General features: G+C 73.0%; 21 protein-coding genes and 1 pseudogene. 19 read left to right on the forward strand and 3 right to left on the reverse strand.

Annotated elements, in window-relative coordinates:
• Nucleotides 1-54 precede the first annotated feature (54 nt).
• The 3 genes from lepA to hemW all read left to right on the forward strand — a co-directional run bounded on the left by lepA (nt 55) and on the right by hemW (nt 5323).
• Nucleotides 55-1920, forward strand: a complete 1866-nt coding sequence (gene lepA, locus AB0D01_RS31800; protein WP_363061331.1) for a translation elongation factor 4 — start codon at nt 55-57, stop codon at nt 1918-1920.
• 248 nt (nt 1921-2168) lie between these two features.
• Nucleotides 2169-4058, forward strand: coding sequence for a long-chain fatty acid--CoA ligase (locus tag AB0D01_RS31805; RefSeq protein ID WP_363061332.1), 1890 nt, complete (start codon nt 2169-2171; stop codon nt 4056-4058).
• A gap of 32 nt (nt 4059-4090) precedes the next feature.
• On the forward strand, nt 4091-5323 hold the full coding sequence (hemW, locus tag AB0D01_RS31810; protein WP_363061334.1) for a radical SAM family heme chaperone HemW: 1233 nt from the start codon (nt 4091-4093) through the stop codon (nt 5321-5323).
• 54 nt (nt 5324-5377) lie between these two features.
• Here the strand turns inward: hemW and AB0D01_RS31815 are convergent, their stop codons facing one another.
• Both AB0D01_RS31815 and AB0D01_RS31820 read right to left on the reverse strand, forming a co-directional pair.
• Nucleotides 5378-6175 (reverse strand): DUF3097 domain-containing protein, encoded by a 798-nt coding sequence (locus AB0D01_RS31815; RefSeq protein ID WP_363061336.1) that lies wholly within the window; start codon nt 6173-6175, stop codon nt 5378-5380.
• A 28-nt stretch (nt 6176-6203) separates the two neighbouring features.
• Nucleotides 6204-6935 carry an MBL fold metallo-hydrolase gene (locus tag AB0D01_RS31820; RefSeq protein ID WP_363061337.1) on the reverse strand — a complete coding sequence of 244 codons (732 nt, stop codon included), beginning with the start codon at nt 6933-6935 and terminating at the stop codon, nt 6204-6206.
• A 175-nt stretch (nt 6936-7110) separates the two neighbouring features.
• On the opposite strand from AB0D01_RS31820, the gene hrcA reads away from it, so the two are divergent.
• The 12 genes from hrcA (at nt 7111) to AB0D01_RS31880 (ending at nt 17912) form a co-directional block, all read left to right on the forward strand.
• The gene (gene hrcA, locus AB0D01_RS31825; protein WP_363061339.1) at nt 7111-8127 is read left to right on the forward strand and encodes a heat-inducible transcriptional repressor HrcA; all 1017 of its coding nucleotides are present in this window, start codon (nt 7111-7113) and stop codon (nt 8125-8127) included.
• On the forward strand, nt 8128-9267 hold the full coding sequence (gene dnaJ / locus AB0D01_RS31830; RefSeq protein WP_363061341.1) for a molecular chaperone DnaJ: 1140 nt from the start codon (nt 8128-8130) through the stop codon (nt 9265-9267). It begins immediately after the preceding gene.
• Between the two features lie 273 nt (nt 9268-9540).
• Nucleotides 9541-10632, forward strand: a complete 1092-nt coding sequence (locus tag AB0D01_RS31835; protein WP_363061343.1) for a nitronate monooxygenase — start codon at nt 9541-9543, stop codon at nt 10630-10632.
• Nucleotides 10629-11372 (forward strand): 16S rRNA (uracil(1498)-N(3))-methyltransferase, encoded by a 744-nt coding sequence (locus tag AB0D01_RS31840; protein WP_363061344.1) that lies wholly within the window; start codon nt 10629-10631, stop codon nt 11370-11372. The genes AB0D01_RS31835 and AB0D01_RS31840 overlap by 4 nt, the downstream gene beginning before the upstream one ends.
• A 108-nt stretch (nt 11373-11480) precedes the next feature.
• Complete coding sequence (locus tag AB0D01_RS31845; RefSeq protein ID WP_363061346.1) at nt 11481-11840, forward strand: histidine triad nucleotide-binding protein; 360 nt, start codon at nt 11481-11483, stop codon at nt 11838-11840.
• Nucleotides 11841-11843: 3 nt separating this feature from the next.
• Nucleotides 11844-12746 (forward strand): ribonuclease Z, encoded by a 903-nt coding sequence (locus AB0D01_RS31850; protein WP_363061348.1) that lies wholly within the window; start codon nt 11844-11846, stop codon nt 12744-12746.
• Nucleotides 12747-12945: 199 nt separating this feature from the next.
• The gene (locus AB0D01_RS31855; protein ID WP_363061350.1) at nt 12946-14043 is read left to right on the forward strand and encodes a PfkB family carbohydrate kinase; all 1098 of its coding nucleotides are present in this window, start codon (nt 12946-12948) and stop codon (nt 14041-14043) included.
• A 127-nt stretch (nt 14044-14170) separates the two neighbouring features.
• Nucleotides 14171-15208, forward strand: coding sequence for a PhoH family protein (locus AB0D01_RS31860; RefSeq protein WP_363061352.1), 1038 nt, complete (start codon nt 14171-14173; stop codon nt 15206-15208).
• A 13-nt stretch (nt 15209-15221) separates the two neighbouring features.
• A complete protein-coding gene (ybeY, locus tag AB0D01_RS31865) occupies nt 15222-15719 on the forward strand; it encodes an rRNA maturation RNase YbeY (protein ID WP_363061353.1) in 498 nt (165 codons plus the stop codon).
• Entirely contained in the window at nt 15716-17026 is a 1311-nt protein-coding gene (locus AB0D01_RS31870) for a hemolysin family protein (RefSeq protein WP_363061355.1), read from the forward strand. Before ybeY ends, AB0D01_RS31870 begins: the two co-directional genes overlap by 4 nt.
• Nucleotides 17023-17376: an MmcQ/YjbR family DNA-binding protein gene (locus AB0D01_RS31875; protein WP_363061357.1), complete on the forward strand. Its 354-nt coding sequence runs from the start codon at nt 17023-17025 to the stop codon at nt 17374-17376. The genes AB0D01_RS31870 and AB0D01_RS31875 overlap by 4 nt, the downstream gene beginning before the upstream one ends.
• A 173-nt stretch (nt 17377-17549) precedes the next feature.
• Entirely contained in the window at nt 17550-17912 is a 363-nt protein-coding gene (locus AB0D01_RS31880) for a cytidine deaminase (protein ID WP_363061359.1), read from the forward strand.
• Nucleotides 17913-18223: 311 nt separating this feature from the next.
• Here AB0D01_RS31880 and AB0D01_RS31885 read toward each other — a convergent pair whose 3' ends face one another.
• Complete coding sequence (locus AB0D01_RS31885) at nt 18224-19582, reverse strand: MFS transporter (protein ID WP_363061361.1); 1359 nt, start codon at nt 19580-19582, stop codon at nt 18224-18226.
• A 71-nt stretch (nt 19583-19653) separates the two neighbouring features.
• Between AB0D01_RS31885 and AB0D01_RS31890 the strand changes: the two genes are divergently transcribed.
• From AB0D01_RS31890 to era, 4 genes and pseudogenes are all read left to right on the forward strand, one after another.
• Nucleotides 19654-20661 carry a helix-turn-helix domain-containing protein gene (locus tag AB0D01_RS31890; RefSeq protein WP_363061363.1) on the forward strand — a complete coding sequence of 336 codons (1008 nt, stop codon included), beginning with the start codon at nt 19654-19656 and terminating at the stop codon, nt 20659-20661.
• A 232-nt stretch (nt 20662-20893) separates the two neighbouring features.
• A complete protein-coding gene (locus AB0D01_RS31895) occupies nt 20894-22246 on the forward strand; it encodes a beta-xylosidase (RefSeq protein ID WP_363061422.1) in 1353 nt (450 codons plus the stop codon).
• Nucleotides 22247-22386: 140 nt separating this feature from the next.
• Nucleotides 22387-22698: pseudogene (locus AB0D01_RS31900) on the forward strand (DUF916 domain-containing protein); the annotation flags it as partial.
• A 510-nt stretch (nt 22699-23208) separates the two neighbouring features.
• Nucleotides 23209-24159: a GTPase Era gene (gene era / locus AB0D01_RS31905; RefSeq protein ID WP_363061424.1), complete on the forward strand. Its 951-nt coding sequence runs from the start codon at nt 23209-23211 to the stop codon at nt 24157-24159.
• The last annotated feature ends 30 nt before the right edge of the window (nt 24160-24189 follow it).

The following is a 24189-nucleotide window of genomic DNA, read 5'->3' on the forward strand; positions in this document are numbered from 1 at the left end:
CGACCGACGCGACCGACCGACGCTTCCGACTGCGACCGAGAATCAGGACACTGCGTGCCCGCGATCCCCAGCCACGTGCCCGAGCCGAGCCGTACCGACCCGGCTCTGATCCGCAACTTCTGCATCATCGCGCACATCGACCACGGCAAGTCGACCCTCGCCGACCGGATGCTCCAGCTCACCGGTGTCGTCGACCAGCGGCAGATGCGTGCCCAGTACCTCGACCGCATGGACATCGAGCGTGAGCGCGGCATCACGATCAAGTCGCAGGCGGTCCGTCTGCCCTGGGCGCCCACGACGGGCGAGGGCCAGGGCAACACGCACATCCTGAACATGATCGACACCCCCGGTCACGTCGACTTCACCTACGAGGTCTCGCGCTCCCTCGCGGCGTGCGAGGGCACGATCCTCCTCGTCGACGCCGCCCAGGGCATCGAGGCCCAGACCCTCGCCAACCTGTACCTGGCGATGGAGAACGACCTCGCGATCGTTCCCGTCCTCAACAAGATCGACCTGCCGGCCGCCCAGCCGGAGAAGTTCGCCGAGGAGCTGGCGAACCTGGTCGGCTGCCAGCCCGAGGACGTGCTGCGCGTCTCCGCCAAGACGGGCATGGGCGTCGACGCCCTGCTCGACAAGGTCGTCGCGACCGTTCCGGCCCCGGTCGGCGTCAAGGACGCCCCCGCCCGCGCGATGATCTTCGACTCGGTCTACGACTCCTACCGCGGCGTGGTCACCTACGTCCGTGTGGTCGACGGCCAGCTCAACAAGCGCGAGCGCATCCGCATGATGTCCACGGGCGCCACGCACGAGCTGCTGGAGATCGGTGTCTCCTCCCCGGAGATGACCCCGGCCGACGGCATCGGCGTCGGCGAGGTGGGCTACATCATCACCGGCGTGAAGGACGTCCGTCAGTCCAAGGTCGGTGACACGATCACCAGCCTGCACAACGGCGCGACCGAGGCCCTCGGCGGCTACAAGGACCCGAAGCCGATGGTCTTCTCGGGCCTGTACCCGCTGGACGGATCGGACTACCCGGACCTGCGCGAGGCCCTGGACAAGCTCCAGCTCAACGACGCCGCGCTCGTCTACGAGCCGGAGACCTCCGCGGCCCTCGGCTTCGGCTTCCGCGTCGGCTTCCTCGGCCTGCTGCACCTGGACGTGGTCCGCGAGCGCCTGGAACGCGAGTTCGGCCTCGACCTCATCGCGACCGCGCCCAACGTGGTCTACCGGGTGGTGCTGGAGGACGGCAAGGAGGTCACCGTCACCAACCCGAGCGAATTCCCCGAGGGCAAGATCTCGGACGTGTTCGAGCCGGTCGTCCGCGCCACCGTGCTCGCCCCGACCGAGTTCATCGGCGCCATCATGGAGCTCTGCCAGCAGCGTCGCGGCACCCTGCTCGGCATGGACTACCTCTCCGAGGACCGGGTCGAGATCCGCTACACCCTGCCTCTCGCGGAGATCGTCTTCGACTTCTTCGACCAGCTGAAGTCCAAGACGCGCGGCTACGCCTCGCTGGACTACGAGCCCACCGGCGAGCAGTCCTCCAGCCTGGTCAAGGTCGACATCCTGCTGCACGGCGACAAGGTCGACGCCTTCTCCGCCGTCTGCCACAAGGACGCCGCCTACGCCTACGGCGTGCGCCTGGTCGCCAAGCTGCGCGAGCTCATCCCGCGGCAGGCCTTCGAGGTGCCGGTCCAGGCCGCGATCGGCTCCCGCGTCATCGCCCGCGAGACCATCCGCGCCATCCGCAAGGACGTCCTCGCCAAGTGCTACGGCGGTGACATCTCCCGTAAGCGGAAGCTGCTGGAGAAGCAGAAGGAGGGCAAGAAGCGGATGAAGATGGTCGGCTCCGTGGAGGTCCCGCAGGAGGCCTTCATCGCCGTCCTGTCCAGCGACGAGTCCACCGGCAAGAAGAAGTAGCGCCGACACCGGGGAGGGGGCCCAGCCCCCGTCCGGTGTCACGCGGAAGGGCCCCCGTGCGTACGCGCGGGGGCCCTTTTCGTTATGAACCGGCCGCTCGGGGAGTCTTACGCGTCGGGCACGCGGCCTCTAGTCTGATCACTGCTCGATGGTTACTCGCCAGTTTAGAAATCCGCCCGTCTGAAAACCCTGCCTGCCCAAGCGCCCCACGCCCACGCCCCGTCGCGTGGACCGGTCCGGAGGATGTCGTGAGCGACACACAGACCATGATCGAGAACCGTCCGCCCACCGTGGCGGCCCTCTTCCTTGACCGCGTCGCCGCCACCCCCAACGGCGAGGCCTACCGCTTCCCGGTGCCGGCCGGACCGGAGGGCGGCCCCGAGGAGTGGAAGTCGCTCAGCTGGGGCCAGGCCGCCGACCGCGTGTTCGCGATCGCCGCCGGACTGGTCTCGCTGGGCCTGGGTTCGGAGGAGCGCGTCGCGCTCGCCTCCAACACCCGCGTCGAGTGGATCCTGTGCGACCTGGGCGTGATGTGCGCGGGCGGTGCCGTCACCACGATCTACCCGAGCACCAACGCCGACGAGTCGGCGTTCATCCTCGCCGACTCCGAGAGCCGGGTGCTGATCGCCGAGGACGCCGCGCAGCTGGCCAAGGCCCGGGAGCGGCGCGCCGACCTGCCGAACCTGATCCACGTCGTGGTCATCGACGGGGCCGGCGTCGAGCCCGAGGCCGGCGACCCCGAGGGCTGGGTGCTGACCCTGGCCGAGCTGGAGGCGCGCGGCAAGGAGCACCTCGCCAAGCACCCCGAGGCCGTCAGGGAGCGGATCGCGGCCATCACCGCCGACCAGCTCGCCACCCTCATCTACACCTCCGGCACCACCGGCCGCCCCAAGGGCGTACGCCTGCCGCACGACAACTGGTCGTACATGGCCAAGGCCACCGTGGCCACCGGCCTGATCACCAAGGACGACATCCAGTACCTGTGGCTGCCGCTGGCCCACGTCTTCGGCAAGGTGCTCACCTCCGGCCAGATCGAGGTCGGTCACGTCACCGCCGTCGACGGCCGCATCGACAAGATCATCGAGAACCTGCCGGTCGTCCAGCCCACCTACATGGCGGCCGTCCCGCGCATCTTCGAGAAGGTCTACAACGGCGTGGCCGCCAAGGCCCGCGCCGGCGGCGGCGCCAAGTACAAGATCTTCAAGTGGTCGGTGGGCGTCGCCCGCGAGTACGCCAAGGTCACCCAGGACAACTACCGCCGCACCGGTCGCGCCACCGCGCCCCTCGGCCTCAGCACCAGGCACAAGGTCGCCGACGCGCTCGTCTACTCCAAGCTCCGCGACGCCTTCGGCGGCAACCTGCGCGCCGCCGTCTCCGGCGCCTCCGCCCTCGCTCCCGAGATCGGCTTCTTCTTCTCAGGCGCGGGCATCCACATCCTGGAGGGCTACGGACTCACCGAGTCCAGCGCCGCCTCCTTCGTCAACCCCGGCGAGGCCTACCGCACCGGCACCGTCGGCAAGCCGCTCCCCGGCACCGAGGTGCGCATCGCCGACGACGGCGAGGTCCTGCTCCGCGGCCCCGGCATCATGCAGGGCTACCACCGTCAGCCCGACAAGACCGCCGAGGTCCTGGAGAGCGACGGCTGGCTGCACACCGGCGACATCGGAGAGCTGTCGCCCGACGGCTACCTGCGCATCACCGACCGCAAGAAGGACCTGATCAAGACCTCGGGCGGCAAGTACGTCGCCCCGGCCGAGATCGAGGGCCAGTTCAAGGCGATCTGCCCGTTCGTGTCGACGATCGTCGTCCACGGCGCCGACCGGAACTTCTGCTCGGCCCTCATCGCCCTCGACGAGCCCGCGATCCTGGGCTGGGCCGCCGAGAACGGGCTGGAGGGCAGGACGTACGCCCAGGTCCTGGCCGCCCCCGAGACCAACCGTCTCGTCGAGACCTACGTCCAGACCCTCAACGAGGGCCTCCAGCGTTGGCAGACGGTCAAGAAGTTCCGCATCCTGCCGCGCGACCTGGACGTGGAGCACGGCGACCTCACGCCCAGCCTCAAGCTGAAGCGGCCCGTCGTCGAGCGCGAGTTCAAGCACCTCATCGAGGAGATGTACGAGGGCTCCCGCGAGGCGTAAACGACCATGGGGCAGTGCGGGACAATGGCCACATGCCTTCCGCACTGCCCGACGGTGACCCCATGCCCGAAGACGGCTCGCTGCCCGCGCACGCCCTCACCGGCGCCCCGGACCGGCCGCTCGGGTTCTACCTGCACGTCCCGTACTGCGCCACCCGCTGCGGGTACTGCGACTTCAACACCTACACCGCCACCGAGCTGCGCGGCACCGGCGGCGTCCTCGCCTCCCGCGAGAACTACGCCGACACCCTGATCGACGAGGTCCGCCTGGCCCGCAAGGTGCTCGGCGACGACCCGAGGTCCGTGCGCACGGTCTTCGTCGGCGGCGGCACGCCCACCCTGCTGCCCGCCGCCGACCTCGTCCGCATGCTCGCGGCCATCCGCGAGGAGTTCGGCCTCGCCGAGGACGCCGAGATCACCACCGAGGCCAACCCGGAGTCGGTGGACCCGCGCTACCTCGCCGAACTGCGTGCCGGCGGGTTCAACCGGGTCTCCTTCGGCATGCAGAGCGCCAAACGGCACGTGCTGAAGGTCCTCGACCGCACCCACACCCCGGGCCGCCCCGAGGCCTGCGTGGCCGAGGCCCGCGCCGCCGGCTTCGAGCACGTCAACCTGGACCTGATCTACGGCACCCCCGGCGAGTCCGACGACGACTGGCGGGCCTCCCTGGACGCCGCGCTGGGCGCCGGGCCCGACCACGTCAGCGCGTACGCCCTGATCGTCGAGGAGGGCACCCAGCTGGCCCGGCGGATCCGCCGCGGCGAGGTCCCGATGACCGACGACGACGTCCACGCCGACCGGTACCTGATCGCCGACTCCGTCATGGCGGAGGCCGGCTACCACTGGTACGAGGTGTCGAACTGGGCGACCTCCGAGGCCGGCCGGTGCCTGCACAACGAGCTGTACTGGCGCGGCGCCGACTGGTGGGGCGCCGGGCCCGGCGCGCACTCCCACGTCGGCGGCGTGCGCTGGTGGAACGTCAAGCACCCCGGCGCCTACGCGGCCGCGCTGGCCGAGGGCCGCTCCCCGGGCGCGGGGCGCGAACTGCTCTCCGCCGAGGACCGGCGCGTCGAGCGGATCCTGCTGGAGCTGCGGCTGGTCGACGGCGTCCCGCTGTCGCTGCTCGCCCCCGCAGGGCTCCGCGCCGCCGCGAAGGCCCTGGCCGACGGGCTGCTGGAACCCACCCCCTACGACGCGGGGCGGGCCGTGCTGACCCTGCGCGGGCGACTGCTGGCCGACGCCGTGGTGCGGGACCTGGTCGACTGACCGGGCCGCCCGCCCCGCCCCGCGGCGCGGGCCGCGCCGGCCCCGTGCGGGGCCTCAGGACGTGACGTGGTCGATGAGGTGCTCCACCGCGCCGAGCAGGGTGGGCTCCAGATCCTTGTACGAGGTCACGCGGGACAGGATGTGCTGCCAGGCGGCCCCGGTGTTCTCCGGCCAGCCGAGCGCCGCGCAGACGCCCGTCTTCCAGTCCCGGCCGCGCGGCACGGTCGGCCACGCCGGGATGCCGAGCGCGGACGGCTTCACCGCCTGCCACACGTCCACGTACGGGTGACCGACGATCAGCACGTCCGGGGAGGTCACCGCCGCCGCGATGCGGGACTCCTTCGAGCCCGGCACCAGGTGGTCCACCAGGACCCCGAGCCGGGCGTCCGGGGCCGGGCCGAACTCCGCCACCACCGCCGGGAGGTCGTCGACGCCCTCCAGGTACTCCACGACCACGCCCTCGATCCGCAGGTCGTCGCCCCAGACCCGCTCGACCAGCTCGGCGTCGTGCCGGCCCTCCACGTAGATCCGCCCGGCCCGGGCCACCCGGGCCCGGGCGCCCGGCACCGCCAGCGAACCCGACGCCGTGCGCGCGGGAGCGGCCGGCGCCCGCCCGGGGCGGGTCAGCGTCACCACCGCGCCCTCCAGCAGGAAGCCGCGCGGCTCCAGCGGGAACACCCGCCGCTTGCCGAAGCGGTCCTCCAGGGTCACCGTGCCCGCCTCGCAGGCCACCACCGCGCCGCAGAAGTCCGTACCGGCCACCTCCACCACCAGGTCGGGGTCGGCGGGAACCTCGGGAACGGCCTTGGGCCGCTTCCACTGCGGGGTCAGGTCGGGGGAGTACTCGCGCATCCGGCCGACCCTAGGAGAGCCGCCGCGCTCAGGCGCCCGACACGCCGAACAGGGCCGCCAGAGTGTCGCGTTGCTCACGTACGAAGTCCGCCCCGACCACCGCGCCGTGACCCGGCACGTACCGCGCGTCCGGTCCGCCGAGCGACAGCAGCCGGTCCATCGCGGCCGGCCACTGCCCCGGGACCGCGTCCCGACCGGCCTGGGGCTCGCCCGACTCCTCGACCAGGTCCCCGCAGAACACCGTCTCGCGTTCGCCCGGCACGAAGACGGCCAGGTCGTGCCACGAGTGCGCCGGGCCCACGTTGGCCAGCAGCACCTGCACCCCGCCCAGGTCCAGCGTCCACTCGCCCGACACGAGGTGCCGGGGCGCCCGTACGAGCTCCACGGACTCCGCCGCCTCCGCCGGATCCAGGCCGTGGCGCACCGCGCTCGCGCGCAGCTCCTCGCGGCCCGTGGGGGTCCCCAGCAGCCGGTCCAGCCCGACGGCGCCGTAGGACTCCGCGCCGGCGAACGCGGGCGCGCCCAGCACGTGGTCGAAATGTCCGTGGGTGAATGCGATATGGGTCACGCGCCCGCCGGTCAGCCGCTCCGCCTCGGCCCGCAGACCGGCCCCCTCGCGTACACACGATCCGGGGTCGATCAGGAGCGTCGCCCCGTCCCCCACCACCAGTCCCACGGTGCAGTCCCACACCGGCAGACGCCTGCGGCCGACCCGTCCGGTCAGCCGTTCCCAGCCGGCCTCTTCCCATCGCACGTCCATGGCGTGACGCTACCCTGGCGGGCCACCCTTGCCCGCGGCGTACCACCCGGCCGTACACTGACCGGGGGATCTCTGGCACTCGCACGCGCAGAGTGCCAACGAAGACCGGAGAACCCAGCGGCGCCCCGCCACGGCCGCCCGACCGACGACCGACCCGCATCCGGAGGTGTGCGCGATGCTCAGTGAACGCAGGCTCGAAGTGCTGCGCGCCATCGTCCAGGACTACGTCGGGACGGAGGAGCCCGTCGGCTCCAAGGCCCTCACCGAGCGCCACCGCCTCGGCGTCTCGCCCGCCACCGTGCGCAACGACATGGCCGTGCTGGAGGAGGAGGGCTACATCGCCCAGCCCCACACGAGCGCCGGTCGCATCCCCACGGACAAGGGCTACCGCCTCTTCGTCGACAGGCTGGCGGGCGTCAAGCCGCTGTCGACGCCCGAGCGTCGGGCCATCCAGAACTTCCTCGACGGCGCCGTCGACCTCGACGACGTGGTCGGCCGCACGGTGCGCCTGCTCGCGCAGCTCACCCGCCAGGTGGCCGTCGTCCAGTACCCGTCCCTGACCCGCTCCACCGTCCGTCACGTCGAGCTGCTGTCGCTGGCCCCGGCCCGGCTGATGCTCGTGCTGATCACGGACACCGGGCGGGTCGAGCAGCGGCTCGTCGACACCCAGACGCCGTTCGCCGACACCTCGCTCGCCGACCTGCGGGCGCGGCTGAACTCCCGGGTCGTCGGCCGCCGGTTCACCGACGTGCCGCAGCTCGTGCAGGACCTTCCGGAGTCGTTCGAGATCGACGACCGGGCGACCGTCAAGGCCGTCCTGGCGACCCTCCTCGAAACGCTGGCCGAGGAGGCGGAGGAGCGGCTGATGATCGGCGGCACCGCCAACCTCACTCGCTTCGGACATGATTTTCCCTTGACCATCAGGCCCGTGCTCGAAGCGCTGGAGGAGCACGTGGTGCTCCTGAAGCTGCTGGGCGAGGCCGGTGAGTCGGGGATGGCCGTACGGATCGGTCACGAGAACGCCTACGAGGGGCTCAACTCCACGTCGGTCGTCTCCGTCGGCTACGGTTCGGGCGGCGAGGCAGTCGCCAAACTCGGCGTGGTCGGACCGACCCGCATGGACTACCCCGGAACGATGGGAGCGGTACGCGCAGTGGCACGTTACGTCGGACAGATCCTGGCGGAGTCGTAAGTGGCCACGGACTACTACGCCGTTCTCGGCGTGCGCCGCGACGCATCCCAGGACGAGATCAAGAAGGCCTTCCGGCGGCTCGCGCGCGAGCTGCACCCGGACGTGAACCCCGATCCCAAGACGCAAGAGCGCTTCAAGGAGATCAACGCGGCCTACGAGGTCCTCTCGGACCCGCAGAAGAAGCAGGTCTACGACCTCGGCGGCGACCCGCTGTCCTCCTCGGGCGGCGGCGGTGGCGCCGGCGGCTTCGGCCAGGGCGGCTTCGGCAACTTCTCCGACATCATGGACGCCTTCTTCGGCCAGGCCTCGCAGCGCGGCCCGCGCTCGCGCACCCGCCGCGGCCAGGACGCCATGATCCGCCTCGACCTGGAGCTGGACGAGGCCGCCTTCGGCACGACCAAGGACATCCAGGTCGACACGGCCGTGGTCTGCACCACCTGCTCCGGTGAGGGCGCCGCTCCCGGCACCTCGGCGCAGACGTGCGACATGTGCCGCGGTCGCGGTGAGGTCTCGCAGGTCACCCGGTCCTTCCTGGGCCAGGTCATGACCTCGCGCCCCTGCCCGCAGTGCCAGGGCTTCGGCACCGTGGTCCCGACCCCGTGCCCCGAGTGCGCGGGCGACGGCCGGGTCCGCTCCCGCCGCAACCTGACGGTCAAGATCCCCGCCGGCGTCGAGAACGGCACCCGGATCCAGCTCGCGGGCGAGGGCGAGGTCGGCCCCGGCGGCGGCCCCGCCGGCGACCTGTACGTCGAGATCCACGAGCTGCCGCACCCGACCTTCCAGCGGCGCGGGGACGACCTGCACTGCACGGTCACCATCCCCATGACGGCGGCGGCCCTGGGCACCAAGTGCCCGCTGGAGACGCTGGACGGCATGGAGGAGATCGACATCCGCCCGGGCACCCAGTCCGGCCAGGCGATCCCGCTGCACGGCCGCGGCGTCACGCACCTGCGCGGCGGCGGGCGCGGCGACCTGATCGTCCACGTCGAGGTCACCACCCCCGGCAAGCTGGACTCCCAGCAGGAGGAACTGCTGCGCCAGCTCGCCAAGCTGCGGGGCGAGGAGCGGCCGATGGGCCAGTTCGCGCCCGGCCAGCAGGGGCTGTTCAGCCGCCTGAAGGACGCCTTCAACGGCCGCTGAGCCGTACCTTCGCGCCCTGCGCCGTACGAGCCCGGTCCGGACCTCCCGGACCGGGCTCGCGCGCGTTCGGGACGGCTCCGGGAGGGCGGTCGCCGGGCGGGTGTACGGGGGCTCCCCGGCGGCGTCCCGGGAGGTCGCGAGCGGGTCGGGAAGCGGTCGGGAGCCGGTCGCGGACCGTCGGGGGAGGGGCGTCGGAAACGCCGGACGGGGCGGACTATGCCAGGCGAATGCCGTGATTCGGCCCCGTGAGCGGGACATGGCACGATGCAGTCCATGTCCTTGGCAGCGAACGGTCTCCACCCGTACCCGATCGTGCAGGCCCCCATGGCGGGCGGCGCCTCCTGCCCCCCGCTCGCGGCGGCCGTGTCCGAGGCCGGAGGGCTGGGCTTCCTCGCCGGCGGGTACAAGACCGCCGACGGCATGTACCAGGAGATCAAACAGACCCGGGGCCTGACCCGCCGCCCCTTCGGCGTGAACCTCTTCATGCCGCAGACCGGCCACGTCGACCAGGCGGCCGTCGAGGCGTACCGCGGACAGCTCGCCGGCGAGGCCGGCTGGTACGAGGTCTCCCTCGCCGAAGAGGACATCATCGGCACCTGCGACGACGGTTACGAGGCCAAGCTCGCCATCCTCGTCGAGGACCCGGTCCCCGTCGTCTCCTTCACCTTCGGCTGCCCCGCCCCCGCCGTACTGGAACGCCTGCGCAGGGCCGGTACGCGCACCATCGTCACCGTGACCTCCGTCGACGAGGCCCGCGCGGCACAGGCCGCGGGCGCCGACGGCCTGTGCGTCCAGGGCGTGGAGGCGGGCGGCCACCAGGGCACCCACCGCGACGACCCCGAGACGGACGGCACCGCCGGCGTCGGCCTGCTCGCCCTGCTGCCGCAGGTGCGCGAGGCCGTGGCCCTCCCGCTGATCGCGGCGGGCGGACTGATGCGCGGCGCCCAGCTGGCCGCGGTCCTCGCCGCCGGCGCGGAGGCGGCGCAGCTCGGCACGGCCTTCCTGCCCTGCCCCGAGTCCGGCGCGCACCCGCTGCACAAGAAGGCCCTGACCGACCCGATGTTCCCGCACACGGAACTCACCCGGGCCTTCTCGGGGCGCCCCGCGCGCGGCCTGGTCAACCGCTTCGTGCGCGAGCACGGACCCTACGCGCCCGCGGCCTACCCGCAGCTCCACCACATGACCTCCGGGCTGCGCAAGGCGGCCGCGGCGGCCGGGGACGCGCAGGGCATGGCCCTGTGGGCGGGGCAGGGGCACCGGCTGGCGCGCACGCTGCCCGCCGGACAGTTGGTGGAGGTGCTCGCGGCCGAACTGGCCGAGGCGCGGCGCGTGGTGCAGGCCACGCAGATGAGGAGCGAGTCATGACGGCCCCCGTGTTCGTGGTCGAAGAGGTCCCCGCGGGGCCCCGCTTCGTGTTGGAGGGCCCCGAGGGCCGGCACGCCGTGTCGGTGAAGCGGCTCACGCCCGGCGAGGCGGTGGTGCTCACCGACGGGCGGGGCGCCTGGGCGGAGGCCGTCGTCGCGGCGGCGGAGGGCAAGGACCGGCTGGTCGTCGACGTCTCCGCGGTGTCGCAGGAGGAGGAGCCCGCCGTGCGGATCACGGTGGTGCAGGCGCTGCCCAAGGGCGACCGGGGCGAGGTGGCCGTCGAGACCATGACGGAGACCGGCGTCGACGCGATCGTGCCCTGGCAGGCCTCCCGGTGCATCACCCAGTGGCGCGGCGAACGCGGGGCGAAGTCCCTGGCCAAGTGGCGTGCCACGGCAAGGGAGTCGGGCAAGCAGTCCCGCCGGGTGCGGTTCCCGGAGGTGGCCGAGGCGCTGTCCACGAAGCAGGTGGCGGCGCTGCTCGCGGGGGCCGATCTGGCGATGGTCCTGCACGAGGACCGGGACACCCCCTCGCAGGCGCTGGCGACGGCCGAACTGCCCGAGAAGGGCTCGGTGGTGCTGGTGGTCGGCCCGGAGGGCGGGGTGTCGCCCGAGGAGCTGGCCGTCTTCGCGGAGGCCGGGGCCCGGCCGTACCGGCTGGGCCGCTCGGTGCTGCGTACGTCGACGGCCGGGACGGCGGCCGCGGCGGTGCTGCTGGCGCGTACGGGGCGCTGGGCGTAGGCCCGGGGCCCCGCTCCCGGACCGCCGCAGTCCGCTCCCGGGCCGTCCGTGACCCCGGGCCGGGCCGATACGATGCCCGGACCGATCACGATCACGGGAGGCGCGGCCATGGCCGGGGAACCTCAGGCGGATTGCCTGTTCTGCAAGATCGTCGCGGGGACCATCCCCGCGACGGTGGTCCGGGAGACCGAGACGACGGTCGCCTTCCGGGACATCAACCCGCAGGCGCCGACGCACGTCCTGGTCATCCCCAAGGCGCACTACAAGGACGCCGCCTCCCTGGCCGCCGCCGAGCCGGCCGTCGCCGCCGACATACTGCGCGAGGCCGGGGCGGTCGCCGCCGACGAGAAGATCGACGACCACGGCTACCGGATCGTCTTCAACACCGGCTCCGGAGCCGGCCAGACCGTCTGGCACGCCCACGCCCACGTCCTCGGGGGCCGCGGCCTCCAGTGGCCCCCCGGATAGACCGTGTCCGTACGCGAGTTCGTGGTCCTCGGCACCGCCAGCCAGGTTCCCACCCGACACCGCAACCACAACGGCTACCTGCTGCGCTGGGACGGCGAGGGCATCCTCTTCGACCCCGGCGAGGGCACGCAGCGCCAGATGCTGCGCGCCGGCGTCGCGGCGCACGACATCAACCGGATCTGCGTCACGCACTTCCACGGCGACCACAGCCTGGGCCTGGCCGGGGTGATCCAGCGGATCAACCTCGACCAGGTCCCGCACCCGGTCACCGCGCACTACCCGGCCTCGGGGCAGAAGTTCTTCGACCGGCTGCGGTACGCGACCGCCTACCGGGAGACGGTGGCCCTGGCCGAGGAGCCGGTGGAGCGCGACGGGGTGCTCGCGGTCGGGCCGACGTACACGCTGGAGGCGCGGAAGCTGTCGCACCCGGTGGAGTCCTTCGGCTACCGGGTGACGGAGCCGGACGGGCGGCGGATGGTGCCGGAGCTGCTCGCGCGGCACGGGATCAAGGGCCCCGACGTCGGGCGGATCCAGCGCGAGGGACGCCTCGGGGCCGTCGCCCTGGAGGACGTCAGCGAGCACCGGGCGGGGCAGCGGTTCGCCTTCGTCATGGACACGCGGCTGTGCGAGGGGGTCGACGCCCTCGCGGAGGGCTGCGACATGCTCGTCATCGAGTCGACGTTCCTGGACGAGGACGAGCGCCTCGCGGTGGACCACGGGCACCTCACGGCCGGCCAGGCGGCGCGGGTGGCGCGGGACGCGGGCGTGCGCGCCCTCGTGCTGACGCACTTCTCGCAGCGCTACGGGGATCCGTCGGAGTTCGAACGCCAGGCCCGGCGGGCGGGGTTCGAGGGCGAGCTGACCATCGCGTCGGACCTCGCGCGGGTGGCCCTGCCGAAGCGCTGAGCCGGCCGCGCCCCCGCCCCGACCTGCGGCGGGGGCGTCCGCGTCGAGCGGTTCGAGGCGGAGAACGGACCATTCCTTGAGTGAGGTGGGTCACACTGGGTTTCGGCCCTGGCCGTGAGGGCAGGGTTCGCAGCTTTCCACCGGTTCCGCTCCGGTGGCCGCCGTGCGAGCAGAAACGACACTTCGACGGGGAGACGCCGTGAGCAGTCGGGACAGCCGGATCAACCGCCCGGGACAACTGGACCCGCTGGGTCCCGTACGCGACCCGCACGAACCGGGCTGTGACGTCTTCCTGACCGGAACGGTCTTCCTCGACATCATCTTCACCGGCCTCGAATCCGCCCCCGTGCGCGGCACCGAGTCCTGGGCGCGCGGCATGGGCTCCAGCCCCGGCGGCGTCGCCAACATGGCCACCGCCCTGGCCCGGCTGGGCCTGCGCACCTCCCTGGCCGCCGCGTTCGGCGACGACCACTACGGCGAGTACTGCTGGGACGCGCTCGAACAGGGCGAGGGCATCGACCTCTCCATGTCGCGGACCATCGCCGGCTGGCACAGCCCCGTCACCGTCTCCATGGCGTACGAGGGCGAACGCACGATGGTCTCCCACGGCCACGAGGCCCCGCCCCCGGCGGGCCCCGGCCCCTTCCCGCGCTGCCCTCCCAAGGCCCGCGCCGCGGTGGCCTCCCTGGGCGCCGGGCAGGGCGAGGGGTGGATCGCGGAGGCGGCCCGGCGCGGTTCGCGGATCTTCGCGGACGTGGGCTGGGACGACACCGGCCGCTGGGACCTGGGCGCCCTGGCCGACCTGGAGCACTGCGAGGCCTTCCTGCCGAACGCGGGCGAGGCGATGCGCTACACCCGCACCGACTGTCCCCGGGCCGCCGCGCGGGCCCTGGCCGAGCGAGTGCCCGTCGCGGTGGTGACGCTGGGCCCGGAGGGCTCGTACGCGGTCGACAGCCGCACGGGCGAGACCGCCGAGGTCCCCGGGATCCCGGTCGACGCCCTGGACCCCACCGGGGCGGGGGACGTGTACGTCGCCGGGTTCGTCACCGGCAGCCTCGCCGGCTGGCCGCTGGCCGACCGGCTGGCCTTCGCCGGGCTCACGGCGGCCCTGTCGGTCCAGGAGTTCGGAGGCTCCCTCTCCGCGCCCGGCTGGCCCGAGGTGGCCGCCTGGTGGCGCTCGGCCCCCGACGCCCTGCGCGACCGCTACGCCTTCCTGGACGACCTCGTACCGCCCGGCGCCACCTGCTCCCCGCGCCGGCGGGCCGTACCGACCATCGGCTTCCGCCACCCCGCGTAGCCGGGCGGGGGCCGGGCCGTAAAACCCCTCGGGGATGCCCGGGGGTGGACGTACCCTTGGTACTCCGGAGGTCGACGAACGGCGCGGCCCCTCAGCGGGAGGTATGCGCAGGCCACAGTGCCGGCCCATGACTCACACACCCACAGCCCACATCCCCGCGCCGGGCCAGGCGCGAGCCCACTTCACCGTCCCGGCGACGCACCCGATGGTGACGGTTCTCGGCTCGGGCGACGCCCTGTTGCGCGTCATCGAGAAGGCTTTCCCGAAGGCCGACATCCACGTTCGGGGCAACCAGGTCAGCGCGGTCGGCGAAGCGTCGGAAGTCGCCCTCGTCCAGCGCCTGTTCGACGAAATGATGCTCGTGCTCCGCACCGGGCAGCCGATGACGGAGGACGCAGTGGAACGCTCGATCGCCATGCTCAAGGCGAACGGCAGCGGTTCGGGCCCGACGGAGACCCCGGCCGAGGTGCTCACCCAGAACATCCTCTCCAGCCGCGGTCGCACCATCCGCCCCAAGACCCTCAACCAGAAGCGGTACGTCGACGCGATCGACAAGAACACGATCGTCTTCGGCATCGGCCCCGCCGGTACCGGCAAGACCTACCTCGCGATGGCGAAGGCGGTCCAGGCCCTGCAGTCCAAGCAGGTCAGCCGGATCATCCTGACCCGTCCCGCCGTCGAGGCGGGCGAGCGGCTCGGCTTCCTGCCGGGCACGCTGTTCGACAAGATCGACCCGTACCTGCGGCCGCTCTACGACGCCCTGCACGACATGCTGGACCCGGACTCCATCCCCCGGCTGATGGCCGCCGGAACCATCGAGGTCGCGCCCCTGGCGTACATGCGCGGTCGCACCCTCAACGACGCCTTCGTGGTGCTCGACGAGGCGCAGAACACGACCACCGAGCAGATGAAGATGTTCCTCACCCGCCTCGGCTTCGACTCGAAGATCGTCATCACCGGTGACGTCACCCAGGTCGACCTGCCGGGAGGGGCCCGGAGCGGTCTGCGGCAGGTCCAGGAGATCCTCGAAGGGGTGCCGGACATCCACTTCTCGCGGCTCACGTCCGAGGATGTCGTCCGGCACAAGCTGGTCGGCCGTATCGTCGACGCGTACGAGAAGTACGACGAGGCCCACCCGGCCCCGAACGGCCACCAGCGGAAGTAGATACCGGCGCACCATGTCGATCGACGTCAACAACGAGTCCGGAACCGAGGTCGACGAGCAGGCGATCCTCGACATCGCCCGCTACGCGCTCACCCGGATGCGGATCCACCCGCTCTCCGAGCTCTCCGTCATCGTCATCGACGAGGACGCCATGGAGCAGCTCCACATCCAGTGGATGGACCTGCCCGGACCCACCGACGTCATGTCCTTCCCGATGGACGAGCTGCGTCCGCCGACGAAGGACGACGAGGAGCCCCCGCAGGGGCTCCTCGGCGACATCGTGCTCTGCCCCGAGGTGGCCAAGAAGCAGGGCGAGGAGGCGCCGACGGGGCACTCCATGGACGAGGAGCTCCAGCTCCTCACCGTCCACGGCGTGCTGCACCTGCTCGGCTACGACCACGAGGAGCCGGACGAGAAGGCCGAGATGTTCGGCCTCCAGGCGGCCATCGTCGACGGCTGGCGCGCCGAGCGCGGGCTGACCGGTCCCTCCCCGGCCCCGACCGTCTCGTGACCGGCGCGCCTCAGCTGATCACCGGGGCGGTCCTGCTCGTCGTCGTGGCCTGGTTCGCGGCCTGCGCGGAGTCCGGGATCGCCCGCGTCTCCAGCTTCCGCGCCGAACAGGCCGTACGGGAGGGCCGGCGCGGCAGCGCGAAGCTCGCCCAGGTCGCGGGCGACCCGACCCGCTACGTCAACGTGGCGCTGCTGGTGCGGGTGACCTGCGAGATGGCGGCGGGCGTCCTCGTCACCTACGTCTGCCTCGACGCGTTCGGGGAGAACTGGACCGCGCTGCTCGTCGCCATCGCCGTGATGGTGCTGGTGTCGTTCGTCGCGGTGGGCGTGTCCCCGCGCACCATCGGCCGCCAGCATCCGCTGAACACCGCTACGGCGGCCGCGTACGTCCTCGTACCGCTCGCCCGGGTGATGGGCCCCATCCCGCAGTTGCTGATCCTCGTCGGCAACGCGCTGACCCCGGGGAAGGGCTTCCGCAAGGGCCCCTTCGCCTCCGAGGCGGAACTGCGGGCGATGGTGGACCTCGCGGAGAAGGAATCGCTGATCGAGGACGACGAGCGCCGCATGGTGCACCAGGTCTTCGAGCTCGGCGACACGCTCGTGCGCGAGGTGATGGTGCCGCGCACCGACCTGGTGTGCATCGAGCGCTACAAGACGATCCGTCAGGCGACCACGCTCGCCCTGCGGTCCGGTTTCTCGCGGATCCCGGTCACGGGCGAGAACGAGGACGACATCGTCGGGATGGTCTACCTCAAGGACCTCGTGCGCCGCACCCACATCAACCGTGAGGCGGAAGCGGACCTGGTCTCGACGGTGATGCGGCCGGCGGTGTTCGTGCCCGACACGAAGAACGCGGGCGACCTGCTGCGGGAGATGCAGTCGGTGCGCAACCACGTGGCCGTCGTCATCGACGAGTACGGCGGCACGGCGGGCATCGTCACGATCGAGGACATCCTGGAGGAGATCGTCGGCGAGATCACCGACGAGTACGACCGGGAGATCGCGCCGGTCGAGGAGCTGGGCGAGGACCGCTACCGGGTCACGGCCCGGCTCGACATCACCGACCTCGGAGAGCTGTTCGGGGTGGAGGCCTTCGACGACGAGGACGTCGAGACCGTCGGCGGACTGCTGGCCAAGGCCCTGGGCAGGGTGCCGATCGCGGGTGCCTCCGCGATGGTGGAGCTGCCGGACGGGCGTCCGCTGCGGCTGACGGCCGAGTCCCCTGCGGGACGCCGGAACAAGATCGTGACGGTGCTCGTCGAGCCGGTGGTCGAACCGTCTCCCGGCGAGGGCGAGGAGGGCGAATGACCCCGGCCGAGCTGCGCGCCTTCTGCCTGGGCTTCAACGCGGCGGTGGAGGAGTTCCCCTTCACCCCCGAGACCTCGGTGTTCAAGGTGCTGGGGAAGGTCTTCGCGCTGTCGGCGCTGGACGGCGAGCCGTTGAAGGTCAACCTCAAGTGCGATCCGGAGGCCGCGGTGCGGCTGCGCGCCGAGCACGCGGCGATCGTGCCCGGTTGGCACATGAACAAGCGGCACTGGAACACGGTCACGGTCGGCGAACTGCCGGACGCGCTGGTGCGGGAGCTGGTGGAGGACTCGTACGACCTGGTCGTGGCGGGGCTGCCGAGGGCGGAGCGACTGCGACTCGACCGCCCCTGAGACCGCAGGACCGTAGGGACGAAGGTCATTCGCTTACGGGACCTTTGGATCCTAGGGGCCCTTCGGTTTTCGCTTAGGTTTATCCCGTCCCGGGGGGCTCGTGGGACGGAGGGGAGGGCGCCTCGGCGGGGTCGTTGCACCGCCCGGCCGAGGCGCTCCCTATGCTGTCGCCCATGACCGAGAGCACCGTGGGCACCGGGATCGACCCCGAGGACAGCAAGATCATCACGCTGGCGCGCAGCGCCCGGGCCCGCAACGGGGTCCCGGAGGGTGCGGCGGTGCGTGACGAGACCGGTCGGACGTACGTCGCCGGGACGGTGGAGCTGGACTCCCTGAAGCTGAGCGCCCTCCAGACGGCGGTCGCGATGGCCGTGGCGAGCGGCGCCCGTTCCCTGGAGGCGGCCGCCGTGGTGAGCGCGGCCGACGCCCCCGCCGAGGCCGACCGCGCGGCGGTCCGTGACCTGGGCGGCCCCGCCACCCCGGTCCTCCTGGCCGCCCCCGACGGCACCCTGAAGTCCACGACCCCGGCCGGCTAGCCCAGCGACGGCCACGCGGCCGAACCCCGGTGAACGCCCCCTTCGCAGCCCGCACGGGCGAGTGAGCCGAAGGGGGCGCGTCGGCGAAGGAGGGCGAACGCCCGGAGGAAACGCGAGGAACGAGCGTTTTCGAGGACGTACGTCCTCCTGGAGCCGACTGCCGCGCCCCCGGAGGTGAACGAGCCCCAAAAAAGGGGACGTACGCCCTCCTGGAGCCGACTGCTGCGCTCCCGGAGGTGAACGAGCCCCAAAAAAGGGGACGTACGTCCTCCTGGAGCCGACTGCGGCGCCCCCGGAGGCGAACGAGCCCCTTAAGCGCGGGCTCGGCGGATGATCATCGCCATCAGGGCCGCCAGTGCGCACAGCGCTCCCGAGGCGTACCAGACGAGGTCGTAGGAGCCGAGGGCGTCGCGGGCGACTCCGCCGAGGAAGGCGACGAGGGCCGCGCCGATCTGGTGCGAGGCGAGGACCCAGCCGAAGACGATGGCGCTGTCCTCGCCGTACTGCTCCCGGCACAGTGCGATGGTCGGAGGGACGGTGGCGACCCAGTCGAGCCCGTAGAAGACGATGAAGAACAGCATCGGCGGGTGGACGGCGGGGGCCAGGAGCATGGGCAGGAAGAGCAGGGAGATCCCGCGCAGGGCGTAGTAGACGGCGAGCAGGCGGCGCGCGTCGAAGCGGTCGGTGAACCAGCCGGAGGCGATGGTGCCGACGACGTCGAACACGCCGATGACGGCGAGGAGTCCGGCCGCGGTGGTGATGGGCATGCCGTGGTCGTGGGCGGCGGGGGCGAAGTGGGTCCGTACGAGGCCGTTCGTGGAGGCTCCGCAGATCGCGAAGGTGCCGGCGAGGAGCCAGAACGGTCCGGTGCGGGCGGCTTTGAACAGGACGGTGACGGCTCGGCGGGCGGCGCCCGGTACGGGTGCGGGTTTCGGTTCCCAGGTGCCTCCGTAGGGGGCGAGGCCCAGGTCGGCGGGATGGTCGCGCAGGAGCAGCCAGACGAACGGCACGACGGTCAGGGCGGCGAGGGAGACCGTGACGGACGCGGGGCGCCAGCCGTGGTGTTCGACGAGCCAGGACAGCAGGGGGAGGAAGATCAGCTGGCCGGAGGCGCCGGCGGCGGTGAGTACGCCGGTGACGAGGCCGCGGCGGGCGGTGAACCAGCGGTTGGTGACGGTGGCGGCGAAGGCGAGGGCCATGGAGCCGCTGCCGAGTCCGACGAGGACGCCCCAGAAGAGCACCAGTTGCCAGGCCGCGGTCATCCAGACGGTGGCGATGGATCCACCGGCGATGACGGTGAGGGCGAGGGCGACGACCCTACGGATGCCGAAACGATCCATCAGGGCGGCGGCGAAGGGTGCGGTGAGCCCGTAGAGGGCGAGGTTGACGGAGACGGCGAAGCCGATCGTGCCGCGCGACCAGGAGAACTCCTCGTGGAGCGGCTCGATGAGCAGTCCGGGGAGGGAAGCGGAGGCGGCGGCGCCGATGATCGTCACGAAGGCCACGGCGGCGGCGAACCAGGCGCGGTGGACGCGTCCCGGTTCGCGGGGGGCGCGAGGGGCCGGGGAGGCCGAGGAGGCCTGAGGGGCCTCGGGCGTCGCCGGGGTCGGTGGGGCGGTCGGGGCGGTCGGGACTGTGGGGTCCGGGGAGGCGGGGGCTGTCTGCGTCACCCCGACAGCTTCCGGCCGGCGGGCCCCCGTACGACAGTGGCCTGACCGTCATGCTTCGCTACGATCGGGCCATGGACGCGCAGTCACGGCGGGCGGGCCGGCCCGCACCGCACCGGGTGGTGGTGCTCGCCCTCGCGGGCCTGTTGCCCTTCGAGCTCGGCATCCCGCACCGGATCTTCGGCCGGGCCAAGGACGGCGCCGGCCGCCCGCTCTACGAGATCCTCACCTGCGGACTCGCCCCGGGCCCGGTGCCCACCGACGCCGACTTCGCGGTCGACGTGGCGCACGGTCCCGAGCTGCTGGCCACCGCCGACACGGTCGTGGTGCCCGCCTCGTACGAGCTGGGACCGGTGCACAGCGAGGGCAGGCTCACCCCCGAGCTCGCCGCCGCCCTCGCGCACATCGGGCCCGCCACGCGGCTCGTCTCCATCTGCACGGGCGGCTACGTCCTGGCCGCCGCCGGGTACCTGGACGGCCGTCGGGCCACCACCCACTGGGCCTCGGCCGAGCACTTCCAGTCCCTCTTCCCGGCCGTACGGGTCGACCCGGGAGTGCTCTACACGGACGACGGGAACGTGCTCACCTCCGCCGGGGTGGCCGCCGGGGTCGACCTGTGCCTGCACATCGTGCGCCGCGACCACGGCGCCGCCGTCGCCAACGACGTGGCCCGGCGGACCGTCGTACCGCCCCACCGGGAAGGCGGGCAGGCCCAGTTCGTCGACCGTCCGGTGCCGCAGCCGCAACTGGCGAGCACCACGGCGGCGCGGGCCTGGGCGCTGGACCGGCTCCACGAGCCGCTGCGGTTGAGCGATCTGGCGCGCCAGGAGTGCGTCTCGGTGCGGACGTTCACGCGCCGGTTCCGTGAGGAGTCCGGGGTCAGCCCGGGGGAGTGGATCATCGCCCAGCGGGTCGAGCGGGCCCGGCAGTTGCTGGAGCGGACCGACCTGGCGATGGAGGTGGTGGCCAGGGAGACGGGCTTCGGTACCGCGCAGTCGCTGCGCAAGCACGTGCAGGCGGCGTTGGGGGTCAGCCCGACGGCCTACCGGCGGACCTTCCGCGAAGCGGTGGTCGGCGGCTGAGCGGTGTCGGATCGGCCGGTGAGCGGCGGGGGACCGTCATCCCGCCGGCATCTGATGGGCCATCAGTCGATGGGGTCCGCGCGCCTTGACTTCTCCCGACGCCCGCTCGTGAATGGCCCTCCCGGAACGGCGGGACACAGAACCGCGGACCGGGGCGGACGTCAGGGCGGACGTGGGGGTGCGGGCAGTGCGAACAGGCGCGCGCGGCAGGAGATGGTCGGCGGCCGTCGGCATGGCCGTGGTCGCGGCCGGGAGCGCGCTCGCCGCGCCGGCCGCCGCCGAGGGGGAAACGCCCCCGGGGCAGGTGGATTTCCCCACCCGGTGCCTCGCACCGCAGGAGGCCGGTCTGCCGCCCGCGGACGGGGCCACCACCGGCCGGCTCACCGTGGACGACCCGAACCCGCGCGTCGGCGACACCGTGACCGTCACCTACGGGATCGACCGCACCCCGGCGGTCAACCCCGTCGGCGGCCCCCTGCCCGCCGACGTGCTGACCCCCACCGGGAAGGTCCGGCTCGGGGGCGCGCAGGGCGGCGAGGTCACCGTCGTCGGGCCGAAGCGCAACGAGCCGGTGGCGGCCGGCGCGGAGCTGCCCGCCGTCACCATGACCGGAACCTTCACGGTCACCGCCCCCGGCGCGATCACCCTCGCCCCGGCCGGCTACACCCTGCACACCGCGCACCTCCTCGACCTCGACACCGTGTGCGCGGTCGAGGCGGCCCCCGTCTCGGCGCGGCTCACCGCCACCCCGCTGCCCACGGCGAACCCGCGCGCGGTGCTCCTGGGCTCCGCCCACGGCCGGCCGGGGGACCGGGTCGAGGTCACCGGCGTCGGCTTCGCGCCGGGCGAGGCCGTGACCGTCGCCGGGCGAGCGGGGGCCGCCGAGACCGCCGACCGGGTGGCGGCCACCGCCGACCGGCTCGGGCGGGTCACGGTATGGCTGACGGTCACCGACCGGGCCACGACCGGGGTGGTGGCCTACGAGGGCGGGGCCTGGTCGGCGCGGCGGGGGACCGGGCCGGCGGCGTACGCGGTCGTCGAGCCCGTGCCCCCCGCGGCGCCGCCGGCGGCGTCCGTCGAGCCCGACGCGTCCGTCGAGCCCGACGCGTCCGCCGGGCACGCGCCGCAGGCGCCGGCCGCGCAACGGGTCACGGTCACCGTGGAGCCGGGCGGGCTGGCCATGGCCCAGGCGGGCGCGGCGATGACCCTCGGCGCGGTCCCGTACGGGGACGGCGGCGCGGCCCCCGGTCGGATCGGCACGGTCACGGTGACGGACGCCCGGGGCGGGTCCGCGGGCTGGACGCTGGTCGGCAGGGTGAGCGACTTCACGGGCCCGGGCGGGGTCCGCATCCCCGGTGCGGCCCTGTCCTGGACGCCGACCTGCGCGGCGGCGCGGGGCGCCCCGAGCCCCTGCGTGCCGGGCAGCGCGGGCGTGGTCGGCCCGGACGGCGCGGTGCTGGCCTCCACCGCGGACGCGCCGCGGGTCGGGGGCACCTTCACCGTGGACGCCGGCGTGACGCTGGACGTGCCCGCCTACACCCCGCCCGGCGCCTACACGGCGGTGTTGACCCTGACGCTCTCGTGACGGCCGCGAGCCCGCGCGCCCGGGCCCCCCGCGCCGGCCGGCCCCTCGCGGCGGCGCTGCTGCTGCTCGGGCTCGTGGTGGCGCTGTCCGCGTTCGGCGGGGCCGGGCGGGCAGGAGCCGCGGACAACGGCCGGTGGTCGGTGCTGCCGGTCGCCAACGCCATCGGGCAGCGGCCCCATTTCCACCTCTCCGCCGCCCCCGGCACCACCGTCACCGACGCGGTCACCGTCGCCAACCGCACCGACACCCCCCGCACCTTCCGCCTCTACGCCGCCGACGCCTACACCACCGCCCGCGACGGCGGCTTCGCCGTGCGCGGCCCCGACGAGCCGCGGACCGCCACCGGGGCCTGGACGAGGCTCGCGCGGGAGCGGGTCACCGTCCCGGCGAAGGCCTCGACGACCGTCCCCCTCACCGTCACCGTGCCCGAGCGGGCGGAACCGGGCGACCACCCCGGAGCGGTCGTCGCGGTGGAGGACGGGCCGGAGGCCACCGCGACGCCCGCTCCCGGCATCGCCGTGCGCCAGGCCGTCGCCGCCCGCGTCCACCTCCGGGTGACCGGACCCACGGCCCCGGCGCTGGTCGTCGAGGACCTCCGGGTCCGGGACGGGGCGGCGGGCGTGCGCGTGGTCTCGTACACGCTCCACAACCTCGGCAACGTCACCCTGCGCCCCCGCGCCCGCCTCACCGCCACCGGGGCGCTGGGCCGCGTCCTGCACTCCCGCGCCCTCGACGGGCTGCCCGCCGAGCTGCTCCCCGGCCGGGAGGTCCGCCTCGACGCCCGCTGGGACGGGCCGGCCACGCCGGAATGGGCCCGGGTCGCGGTGGAGGCGCACGCCTCCGGGGTCGGCGCGCGCGCCGCCGTCGGCCACTCCCCGCACCCCCGCCTCGCGACCGCCCTGGGGCTCGGCTCGGCCCTGGTGGCGGTGGCCTGGTCGGCGCCGGGGGCCGCATCGGGGAGAATGGCCCGTATGAGCGATCGTTCCCCCGAGCCCACCGCCCCGCACCGCGCGGGCTTCGCCTGCTTCGTCGGCCGTCCCAACGCGGGCAAGTCGACCCTGACCAACGCGCTCGTGGGCACCAAGGTCGCGATCACCTCCAACCGGCCGCAGACCACCCGCCACACCGTCCGCGGCATCGTGCACCGCCCGGACGCGCAGCTCGTCCTGGTGGACACCCCCGGCCTGCACAAGCCGCGCACGCTGCTCGGCGAGCGGCTCAACGACGTCGTACGGACCACCTGGGCCGAGGTCGACGTCATCGGCTTCTGCCTGCCGGCGGACCAGAAGCTCGGCCCCGGCGACAAGTTCATCGCCAAGGAGCTCGCGGGGATCAAGAAGACCCCCAAGATCGCCATCATCACCAAGACCGACCTCGTCGAGTCGAAGGCGGTGGGCGAGCAGCTCATCGCCGTGCACCGGCTCGCCGAGGAGCTGGGCTTCGAGTGGGCCGAGATCGTCCCCGTCTCCGCGGTCGGCGACAACCAGGTCCAGCTGCTGGCCGACCTGATCGCACCGCTGCTGCCGGAGAGCCCGCCGCTGTACCCCGAGGGCGACCTGACGGACGAGCCCGAGATGGTGATGGTCGCCGAGCTGATCCGCGAGGCCGCGCTGGAGGGCGTGCGCGACGAGCTCCCGCACTCCATCGCCGTTGTCGTCGAGGAGATGATCCCGCGCGAGAACCGGCCCGCCGACCGGCCGCTGCTCGACATCCACGCCAACGTCTACATCGAGCGGCCGAGCCAGAAGGGCATCATCATCGGCCCCAAGGGCTCCCGCCTGAAGGAGGTCGGCATGAAGTCGCGCAAGCACATCGAGGCGCTCCTCGGCACGCCGGTCTTCCTCGACCTGCACGTGAAGGTCGCCAAGGACTGGCAGCGCGACCCCAAGCAGCTGCGCAAGCTCGGCTTCTGATCCGGACCGGCCGCTCGGCCGGTCCGTCGA

This window comes from Streptomyces sp. NPDC048606, from assembly GCF_040650855.1.
Lineage (GTDB): Bacteria > Actinomycetota > Actinomycetes > Streptomycetales > Streptomycetaceae > Streptomyces.